This window comes from Leucobacter chironomi DSM 19883, from assembly GCF_000421845.1.
GTDB classification, from domain to species: domain Bacteria; phylum Actinomycetota; class Actinomycetes; order Actinomycetales; family Microbacteriaceae; genus Leucobacter; species Leucobacter chironomi.
Window position 1 is genome coordinate 1 of sequence record NZ_ATXU01000023.1, and the last position, 6,478, is coordinate 6,478.

Here is a 6,478-nt window from a genome sequence, read left to right on the forward strand (position 1 = left end):
CCGAGCCGATCAAGTTCTCGGCGGGCACCGTCGAGATCCCCGCCGACCCCTCGATCGTGTCGCTCAACTCCGGCAGCGACTACGGCCTCACGGATCACTCGCAGTTCGCGAACGTGGGCCGAGCGACCAGCCTCGTCGAGACGCCCGAGGGCATCGTCGCCGAGTTCGCGATCGCCCGCACCCCCGAGGGCGACAAGCTGCTCGCCCGGGCCACCGCCCCCGACCAGGCCGCACGGCCGCGCCTGTCGGCTGAGATCGCAGGCCTGATCCGTCGCGGCGCGGAAGCAGTGAAGGCGCGCCTCACGGGTGCCGCCGCGTGCAGTCAAGGAGCGTTCGCCTCCGCGGCGATGTTCTCCGCCGTCGACGGCGCGGTCGAAGTGCTTGAGGAGGAGAAGCCCGAGACCACGCTCGACGACGCGACGAGGGACGCCCTCGTCGTCGACGTGACCGCCGCCGTGCTCGACGCGCTCGGCGACACCGACCCCGACCCCACCGAGACCCCCGACCCTGATGAGAAGGAAACCACCATGACGGCATCCGTCCCCCGCCAGCTCCGCACCCACACGAAGAACGACGACAAGACCAGCGCCACCGGCCTGTTCGCCGCGATCGCCATGGCGAGCCGATCCAACGACCGATCCGGCCTTGAGCCCTACCTCGCAGGCTCGGCCGCATTCGCGATCGCGAACGTGAACCACGCCGGGCCGAGCGGCGCAACGATCTCGGCCGACATCGCCGAGCCGACCTACATCGGGCAGCTGTGGAAGCGGAAGAAGTACGAGCGCCGATTCTTCAACCTGTGCGGCACTGAGACGCTCACCAGCTTCGATATCCGCGGCTGGCGATTCGTCGACGGGAAGGCCCCCGAAGTCGCCGCCTACGCGGGCAACGGCGCGGAGATCCCGTCCAACGCGGTCGACACCGAGCCGGTCACCGAGACCGCGCGCCGCATCGCGGGCGGGCACCGCATCGACCGCCGGTTCACCGACTTCCCCGACCAGGGATTCTGGCAGGCCTACTTCGACTCCATGGTCGAGTCCTACGCTCGCGTGTCCGACCTCGACGCGCTGTCCACCATGGTGGGAGACGCGACGGCAGTCACCCCGGGCACCGTCCCCGCCGACGTCGCCCCGGCCCTGGCTGCGATCGTCGACGGCGCGCTCGCGATCATCGCGACCGAGAACAGCCCCGCCTTCGCGGTCGTGTCGCCGGAGCTGTGGCGCGATATCGTGCTCACCGGCCGCGACGAAGTGCTCGGCTACCTCTCCGCCTCGTTCGGTCTGGAAGAGGGCAGCGCGGGCGGCTTCCGCATCATTCCCGGCCCGGTGGGGGCCGGAAAGACCCTCGTAGGCGCGCGCGAGGCCCGCACCATGTACGAGCTGCCCGGCTCCCCGATCCGCGTTGAGGGACTGGTGCCCGCGAACGGGCAGATCGAGCCCGCGCTCTACGGCTACATCGGCGACGTGACCCACAACGCAGCCGCTCTCGCCCTCGTCACCGCTGCCCCGGCGCAGGGCTGATCGTGACTCGCTGGCATGACGCCGAGTCGGCCGCCGATGCGTGGGAAGACGCGCCTGACGACGACGAGCGACTGGAGGAACTGCTCGCAGTCGCTCGCGCCCAGGTCGTCGCGTACTCCCCGCATCGGAAGGCCGACCCGGCCGTCGCCGCTGACTCCGACGATGTGCCCGTCGAGTACCGGCTCGCGCAGCTCCGGCAGGCACAGAACCTGTGGGCGGCGGGCAGCGTCTCGACGGACGGCGGCATGGGTGACGGGGATTCGTTCACGCTCACACCGCACCCGCTCGACTGGCACGTCAAACAGATCATCCGGCCCAGAGGAGGACGGCCCCGTGTTCGATAGCGCGCGCGCCTACGTGCTCGATGAGATCGCCGTTCCGGCCGACTGGAAGGTCGTCGACGAGCAGCGCCTGCCCGACACGATCACACGGGAAACCGTGGTCGTGAAGCACAACCGGGTCGAGAAGCTGGCCGACGCTCCGCTCGGCCACCTGAGCCACGAGATCATTCTCGCCGTGTTCATCCCGAACAAGGATCTCGCGAAAGCTGAGGCCCGCCTCGACGCCTCAGTGACGGAGATCCTGGCATCCATCGACCGTCACCCGACGATCAAGTGGACCGACGCCCAGAAGGTCGTTCACCCGAACGGCCAGTATCCCGGCTGGGAAATGACGCTGACCGTCATCACCGCCACCCCGACAAAGGAGAGATCATGACGCAGATCGCCGTCAACCCGTTCCAGCTCACCGACTGCCTGTTCACGGTCGAGTCCGACAACTACGAGGCGCACGTCTCGAAGGTCGAGTTCGTGCCCACGTCGACGAGCGCACAGTTCAAGGGAATGACGCCGAGCGCGGCGTACACGTTCGCGGGCACCCCCACGTGGGTGTGCAACCTCACCTTCGCGCAGGACTGGAACACGCCGGACTCGCTCTCGCGGTACCTGTTCGAGCACACGGGCGAGTCCATCGACGTCACGTTCGAGCCGCAGAAGGGCGGCCCCGCGATCACCGCAACGCTGACCGCACAGCCCGGGTCGATCGGCGGCGACGTCGACGCCGTGGCGACCTCCTCCGTCGCGCTCGGCGTCGTCGGAAAGCCCGTTCTCGAACCGCTCGCCCCCTGATCGTGGCCGGGTCGATCAGCCTCCTCGTCAAGTCGCCGCTACAAACGCTGATGCAGGCGATGCGCGGCCTTGACACGGATGTGCGAACCGAAATCGGGAAGCACACGAAAGCGCAGGCACAGCCCATCTGGGCGGAGGCCACCCGATCGCAGGTGACGACCCGGCTACAAACCAGACTTGCCGACTCCGCCCGCACGGGCGTTACAACCCGCAACGTGTTCTTCCGCGCGGGCGGAGTCGGCAAGATCGGGAAGACCCCGCTCTCGCAGCTCGCGAGAGCGATCGAGCACGGCGCGCACCCCGACACGAAAGTCGCCACGCGCTCGCGCAACGGCAAGGAGTACACGCGGCGTATGGGCGGCGGCTTCCGGCTCCCCCGCTCGCGCGGCTACGTCGCCTACCCGGCTTCCTCCGAGGCGATCCCGCGCGTCGCATCACTCTGGGTGCAAACCGCTGTCAGGACCATCCACGAGAAGCTGGAGAAGGTGAAATAGCATGGCGAAGCCACCGATTGAGATCGGGGTCGCGAGCGAAGGCCGAGCCTTCCGAGAGGGCATCGAATCCGATGTGATTCCGCCCCTCGAAGACGCTCAGAAGGAGCTGCGCGACCTCGCCAAGAGCGGTGAGAAGACCGGCGACGGTCTCGAAGACGTCGGCCGCGCGGGCCGCAAGTCGGGCGACCAGCTCGAACAGGCGATGCGTGAGGCGCAGCGCGAGAGTGATCGCACCCGCGCCGACGTCGAAAAGCTCGGCGACGAGATCGTGCGCGCAGGTCGCAAGGGTAAAGACCTGGACGACGGGGTGCGCCGAGGCACGCAGGGCGCGAGCGAGGCGGTCGCCGAGTTCAAGCAGGAGGCGGTGCAGAACCTCAGCGAGACCGTCTCCAGCTTCCGAGGTGAGGCCGAAGACATCGCGCAGATCGCTCAGGACACTCTGGGCGGCGTCATCGGGAACATGGGTCCGGCTGGCCTCGCGGCAGGCGTAGCCGGCGCCGCGGGTATCGGCCTCATCATCGCTGCGGTCGAGCAAACCAAAGAGCACACCGCGCAACTCGAAGCGAAAGCCGCCGACCTCGCCGCTGCGTGGATCGAGGCGGGCAGCACCGGGGAACTCTCAATCGAGCAGATCGCCGACCGAATGCGCGACCTCGCCACCACCGCGGAAGAAGGCGTGACGAACCTCGCCGATCTGCGCGACCAGGCCGAGGGCTCCGCAAGCGGATTCCGGCGGCTCGCTGAGGCATACGCGGGCAACACCGCCGAACTCGACAAGATCATCGAGGCCGAAGAGGCCGCCCTCACCGCAGCCGAGAGCCGCGCCCGCCAGACCAAGACACTGCACGGCGAGCAGGTCGACGACCAGCGCGCCCTCGTCAACGGCCTAAAAGAGCTGCAAGCCGAGACCGATCTCGCAGCAGAAAAGGAAGCCGCGTGGCTCGCCGCGGGCGGCCCCGAACTCGAGGCCAAGGCCGCCGCAATCGAGCAACTTCAAGGTGAGCTCGACGAGGCGGTTGGCGCGTGGGGTGAGTATTACAACGCGGAGACCGGCGCGACTGATCCGGCCGGATACATGGCCGCGATGCAGGCCCGCATCGACGCTACGCAGAACTTCAACAGCAACGTGCGGACCCTCGCCGACGCCACGGGGCTCACGATGGAAGAAGCGCAGGCCGTGCTCGACCAGGGCGTCGACTTCGCCCCCATGCTCGCGTCGATCGTGGGTGGCGGGCAGGAGTCGATGGAGAAATACGCCGGTCTCGTGCAGCAGATCGTGGGTGGCGGGCAGGAGATCGCTGACGGCTCTCCGATCACCCTCACAGGCGCAGCAGAGACCGGCCAAGCCGAGGCCGACCTCGACGCAGCCGCATCCGACCGCACCAGCGAGGTCACCGCGCGCACCAACACGAAGGCGGCCGAGTCCGCGCTCGACACCGTAGCGGAGGAGCGCACCGCGACGATCAAGGCCAAGGCCGAGACGAAGGGCGCAGCCGAGGCGCTGGCGGCGTTCACGTCCACCTCGCGCGTGGCAAGTATCGGAGTGTCCGCCAATCTCGGACCAGCCGAACGAGCGCTCTCGGAATTTGTCAACCGGCCCCGCACTGTCGTGGTCGATGTTCGTACCAGGGAAGGGCGGCCCGTACCGTGATCGTTTCATCCGGCCCCGAGGCCGTCGAGCCGCTGCTGTGGGTCGATAGCTCGCAGAAGCTCAAGTCGCAAAACCGCGTCCATGAACTGCTCTCCGGCCGCGTCGCCGTGACCCTCGCGCCGCCCGCGCTCCGCTCGGGCTCGCTCGGCCTGCTGTTCGACTCCGAGGCGGCAGCGGCGGCGTGCGTCGAGTTGCACGCCACGGGCTCCGTGTTCTCGCTGGAGGAGCCTGACCGGCCCTCGCTCGAAATGACCTACGTGCTCGCCGAGGGCGGCGGCATCGAATCCGAGTACCTGAAAGACCACACCGACGCGGACCTGTGGATGGTCCGCATTGACTACCAGGAGGTATCAGAATGAGCAGCACTCTCAGATCGCTCACGATCTCGATGCGGAAGGACGCCCGCACCGCGCAGGACGCCGCCGCCGAGGCGGGCAGCGCCGCGCGGGCGGCGGTCGCGCCGGTCGCCGCCGAACTGGCCGAGACGCAGCACGAGCTGATGAAGCAGGGCGAAGCCTTCGGCGAAGTGGGCGCAGATCTCGCCGAGCAGGGCGAGCGCCTGACCGGGCACGGCGAGCGCCTGGCCGCGACCGAAGACGCACTCGACACGATCATTCTCGACATGCTCATGGGAGGCACTGATGTTTGACCGACTCCGCAAGCTGTACCAGCTCGGCAAGCTCGACGTGGACGGCCTCGCAGCCGCCGTACAGCGCGGCTGGATCACCGAGGACCAGGCCCACGAGATCGTCAATCCGCCGTCAACTCAGGGTTGACGCCATGATTCCGCTGTCTCGCCATTCGGTGACGCTGCTCGATGAGAGCGGGGTGCCGCTGCCGGTCGATCCTGTCTCGGTGCGGGTCACGATGGATGCGGCGTGGTCGCCCCGCTTGCAGGGTGTCGTGACCGTCCACGCCGCTGACGCCGACCTTCTTGACCGGCCCCGGCTGCGGCTCCGACTCCGGCAAGCGTTCGGGCCGGACATGTCCGTGGCGGCGCTTACCGCGTGGTGGGGTGGCTCGCTCGGTGCGGCGACGCGACGTGTGGGCGGCTCGGCCGGGGCCGTCTCGCGTGCGCTCACCGCGCCGTGGCACACGGCCGAGCGCATCCAGCGTCTCTCGGCTGCGTCGGGCCTGTGGGGCGGAGCGCCCGCCGTAGTCACTACGGCGGGTTTGCGCTCGGTCTCGGCGATCACGTCGGCGCTCAGGCAGCCGGGAGGGCAGTACCTGCCGCCGCCGCCGCAGGTGCTCGACGCGCTCGTGCGCGTGCGCCCCTCGACGCTCTCGGCCTCATCGACGCTAGCGACGGTCGAGATCGCGAGCGAAGAGATCGCGCTGCACGACGCCCGACGGCTCGCGTCTACCCCGTGGATCTCGTCCGCGACGAGTCTGCGCGTGCTCGTGCAGCAGATCCTCGACCATGTGAACGGTCATCTTGCGCCCGGTCCTGATCTGCCGATCAATGCCGGGCAGACGTGGGAGGCCGGTGAGACGCACTGGGACATGCTGCACCGGATCACCGAGGCCGCAGGCTGGCAGCTCTACGGCGACCTCGACGGCCGCTACCAACTGCGCCCCGCACTCGCTGAGCCTGGCACGGTCACCCTCGACCGCGATCTCAACCTCATCGACTATGACGAGACCTACACCCCGCTCCCGGACTCTGCCATGGTCGAATACCGGCTC

The 6,478-nt window shown here is 68.5% G+C and carries 10 protein-coding genes; all 10 read left to right on the forward strand.

All coding sequences use genetic code 11. The features are described from left to right. Positions 1–1,520 (forward strand): phage major capsid protein (locus H629_RS15430; RefSeq protein ID WP_024357798.1); only part of this gene is annotated, 1,520 nt, incomplete at its 5' end. Positions 1,521–1,522: 2 nt separating this feature from the next. Next, positions 1,523–1,864 carry a hypothetical protein gene (locus H629_RS0113700; protein WP_024357799.1) on the forward strand — a complete coding sequence of 114 codons (342 nt, stop codon included), beginning with the start codon at positions 1,523–1,525 and terminating at the stop codon, positions 1,862–1,864. Then, positions 1,854–2,237, forward strand: coding sequence for a hypothetical protein (locus tag H629_RS0113705; protein WP_024357800.1), 384 nt, complete (start codon positions 1,854–1,856; stop codon positions 2,235–2,237). The genes H629_RS0113700 and H629_RS0113705 overlap by 11 nt, the downstream gene beginning before the upstream one ends. Then, positions 2,234–2,647: a hypothetical protein gene (locus tag H629_RS0113710; RefSeq protein ID WP_024357801.1), complete on the forward strand. Its 414-nt coding sequence runs from the start codon at positions 2,234–2,236 to the stop codon at positions 2,645–2,647. Before H629_RS0113705 ends, H629_RS0113710 begins: the two co-directional genes overlap by 4 nt. Positions 2,648–2,727: 80 nt before the next feature. Continuing rightward, positions 2,728–3,141, forward strand: a complete 414-nt coding sequence (locus H629_RS0113715) for a hypothetical protein (RefSeq protein WP_152485736.1) — start codon at positions 2,728–2,730, stop codon at positions 3,139–3,141. 1 nt (position 3,142) lies between these two features. Further along, positions 3,143–4,792, forward strand: a complete 1,650-nt coding sequence (locus tag H629_RS14320; protein ID WP_024357803.1) for a hypothetical protein — start codon at positions 3,143–3,145, stop codon at positions 4,790–4,792. After that, entirely contained in the window at positions 4,789–5,151 is a 363-nt protein-coding gene (locus H629_RS15435; protein ID WP_024357804.1) for a hypothetical protein, read from the forward strand. The genes H629_RS14320 and H629_RS15435 overlap by 4 nt, the downstream gene beginning before the upstream one ends. Next, a complete protein-coding gene (locus H629_RS15440) occupies positions 5,148–5,441 on the forward strand; it encodes a hypothetical protein (protein WP_024357805.1) in 294 nt (97 codons plus the stop codon). Before H629_RS15435 ends, H629_RS15440 begins: the two co-directional genes overlap by 4 nt. Continuing rightward, positions 5,434–5,568: an XkdX family protein gene (locus H629_RS14940; RefSeq protein ID WP_084705431.1), complete on the forward strand. Its 135-nt coding sequence runs from the start codon at positions 5,434–5,436 to the stop codon at positions 5,566–5,568. Before H629_RS15440 ends, H629_RS14940 begins: the two co-directional genes overlap by 8 nt. A gap of 4 nt (positions 5,569–5,572) precedes the next feature. Then, positions 5,573–6,478: hypothetical protein (locus H629_RS0113740; protein ID WP_152485737.1), on the forward strand; the 906-nt coding region annotated here is incomplete at its 3' end.

What these genes read in the sequence shown, in the direction of transcription:
- H629_RS0113710 (WP_024357801.1), top strand. Translation starts at nt 2,234, where the DNA reads ATGACGCAGATCGCCGTCAACCCGTTCCAGCTCACCGACTGCCTGTTC.
- H629_RS15440 (WP_024357805.1), top strand. Translation starts at nt 5,148, where the DNA reads ATGAGCAGCACTCTCAGATCGCTCACGATCTCGATGCGGAAGGACGCC.
- H629_RS14320 (WP_024357803.1), top strand. Translation starts at nt 3,143, where the DNA reads ATGGCGAAGCCACCGATTGAGATCGGGGTCGCGAGCGAAGGCCGAGCC.
- H629_RS14940 (WP_084705431.1), top strand. Translation starts at nt 5,434, where the DNA reads ATGTTTGACCGACTCCGCAAGCTGTACCAGCTCGGCAAGCTCGACGTG.